Source organism: Dehalococcoidia bacterium (assembly GCA_030018455.1).
Lineage (GTDB): Bacteria > Chloroflexota > Dehalococcoidia > DSTF01 > JALHUB01 > JASEFU01.
Genome location: JASEFU010000017.1, coordinates 1 through 2,540, shown reverse-complemented (window position 1 = coordinate 2,540; position 2,540 = coordinate 1). Strand labels below are relative to the sequence as shown.

Sequence of the window (2,540 nt, the reverse complement as noted above, 5' to 3'; positions counted from 1 at the left end):
TGAAGGGGATGTGCCAGGGCGTGCACATCATGGCCATCGGCACCGAGAAGCTCGTGCCTTCCATCCTCGACCAGGCGGGCCTGTAGGAGAAGCGGACGAATGACCCTTCGCCGCGCTTCCGCCGTCGACGACCTCGTCCCCGTGATGGAGCTGCTGCACTCCGCGCAGGAGGCGGCGGGCTACATCAGCGAGGACGACGTCGCGCGTATAGCGGAGCTGGCGCGCTGCTCGCCGACGGAGCTTTACGGAGCGATAACCGCATACCCGCGCTTCCGGCTAGAGCCCGGCCCGCGGGCCGATGCCGTCTGCATGGGGCCCGGCTGCCGCCTGCGCGGGGCGGACGCCGCCCGAACAAGCGTGTACGGCGGCGAGGAGACCCACTGCCTGGGGCTGTGTGATCAGCCGCTCGCGATGCTGCGCGAGACTGGCGCATCTGTCGCCGACACCGTCGACCCGCTGCGGCTCTCGCCGCCGGAGAAGCGCGCGCCCACCATCGGCGTAGCGGAAAGCGTCTTCTTCGGGGAAGACGACCCGTTCGAAGCGGCGTGCGCCGCCCTGAAGACGCCGCCCGAAGATATCATCTCCGTCATCACCGAAAGTGGACTCCAGGGCCGGGGCGGCGCCGGCTTCCCGACCGGCACCAAGTGGTCGGCGGTGAAGGCCGCTTCCGGCGAACGCAAGTACATCGTCTGCAACGCCGACGAGAGCGAGCCGGGCAGCTTCAAAGACCGCTACATCCTCGACAACCAGCCGCGGCGCCTGCTCGCGGGCATGCGCATCGCCGCTCACGCCGTCGGCGCGCAGGCGGGCGTCATCTACATCCGCGCCGAGTACCGGCCGCAGTACGAGGGACTGGTGCGCGAGATCGAGCGGCTGCGCGACGAGGGCCTGCTGGGCGACGCGTTCGACGTTGCGGTGCGCCGCGGCGCCGGACTCTACGTCTGCGGCGAGGAGACGGCGCTGCTCAACTCCCTCGAGGGGAAGCGCCCCACCCCTCGCGACCGCCCGCCCTACCCGACGACAAGCGGCCTCCTCTGCCAGCCGACGGTGGTGCAGAACGTGGAGACGCTATCCGCGGTACCGGCCATCATTGCCCGCGGCGCCGCCTGGTACCGTGAGGCGGGGAGCCCCAAGCTCTACTGCGCCTCCGGAGACGTTTCGCGCCCCGGCTGCTTCGAGCTGCCCATGACGACCACGGCGCGCCAGTTGATGGAGATGGCGGGCGCCGACATCCCACGCTTGAAAGCGTTTACAATCGGCGGGCTCTCGGGCGGCATGCTGCCGGCGTCGAAACTCGATATGCAGCTCGACTTCGCGAGCCCTCGCGAGCACGACGCCTTCCTCGGCTCGGGCTGTCTCGTCGCCATCGATGATTCGCGGTGCGCGGTGCGCTTCGCCTTCGAGTCCGTCCGCTTCTTCGCTGGGGAAAGCTGCGGCAAGTGCTTCCCCTGCCGCATCGGCACGACGCGGCTCAAGGAATACCTGGGCGAAGCGGTCCGCTTGCAGCCGGTCGACGAAGCCGATCTGCGCGAGATAAGCGCCATCATCGGCTCGGGGGCGGCCTGCGGGCTCGGCCCGGCGGCCGGCCTGGTGACGCGACACCTGCTTACCCACTTCAACGACGAGCTCCGCGCCCACACGCAGGGGCGCTGCCTGGCGGGGGAATGCGAGAGGACGTGACATGGGCCAGTTGACGATCAACGGCGCAGCGGTCGAGTTCAACGAGGGGGAAACGGTCCTCGAGGCCGCCCTGCGCGCAGGCGTCGATATCCCCACGCTCTGCTACGACCCGCGCCTGAAGCCGGCGGGCTCCTGCCGGCTCTGCATGGTCCAACTCGAGGGGCGGCCGCAAATGCTCGCCGCCTGCACCCTACCCGCGTCCGAGGGACTGAGCGTCGTCACCGAGAGCGACGCCCTGAACGACTACCGGCGCGGGCTCCTGGCGCTCGTGCTGTCGGAGCAACCCGACGGCGAGTGCCCCCATTGCAGCGAGATCGGCCCCTGCGAGCTGCACCGTCTCGCGGCGCAGTACGGCGTCGATGCCGCGCGCTTCCGCGGCGCACGCAGCGGCGCCCGCCCGGACGACGCCAACCCGTTCATCATCCGCGATTACCAGTGGTGCATCTCCTGCTACCGCTGCACCCGCATCTGCAACGAGGTGCAGCAGGCGCACGCCATCGTCCCCGGCAGCCACGGTTTTGCCACGCAGATCACCACCCTCTTTGACCGCGGCCTCATGGACACGACGTGCGTCTTTTGCGGCCAGTGCCTCAACACCTGCCCCACAGGCGCGCTCGCCGATAGGGTCCGACAGGGGCGGGCGAAGGCGGACGAAATCGAGCGATCGGTCAAGACGGTGTGTCCGTTCTGCGGCACGGGTTGCACGTTCTATCTCGACGTCGCGGGCGGCAAGGTTGTCGGCGTGCGGCCGGACTTCGAGTCGCCGGTGAGCCGCGGTTCGCTGTGCGTGAAGGGGCAGTTCGGCTGGGAGTTCGTGCACAGCCCGGACCGGCTCACCACGCCGCTCATCCGCGAGAATG

Annotated in this window: 2 protein-coding genes; both read left to right on the top strand. The window is 69.4% G+C overall.

Annotated elements, in window-relative coordinates; all coding sequences use genetic code 11:
- Positions 1-99: 99 nt before the first annotated feature.
- Positions 100-1,680 (top strand): NADH-ubiquinone oxidoreductase-F iron-sulfur binding region domain-containing protein, encoded by a 1,581-nt coding sequence (locus tag QME71_11115; GenBank protein ID MDI6858849.1) that lies wholly within the window; start codon positions 100-102, stop codon positions 1,678-1,680.
- Position 1,681: 1 nt separating this feature from the next.
- A partial coding sequence (locus QME71_11110) for a 2Fe-2S iron-sulfur cluster-binding protein (GenBank protein MDI6858848.1) occupies positions 1,682-2,540 on the top strand: 859 nt, incomplete at its 3' end.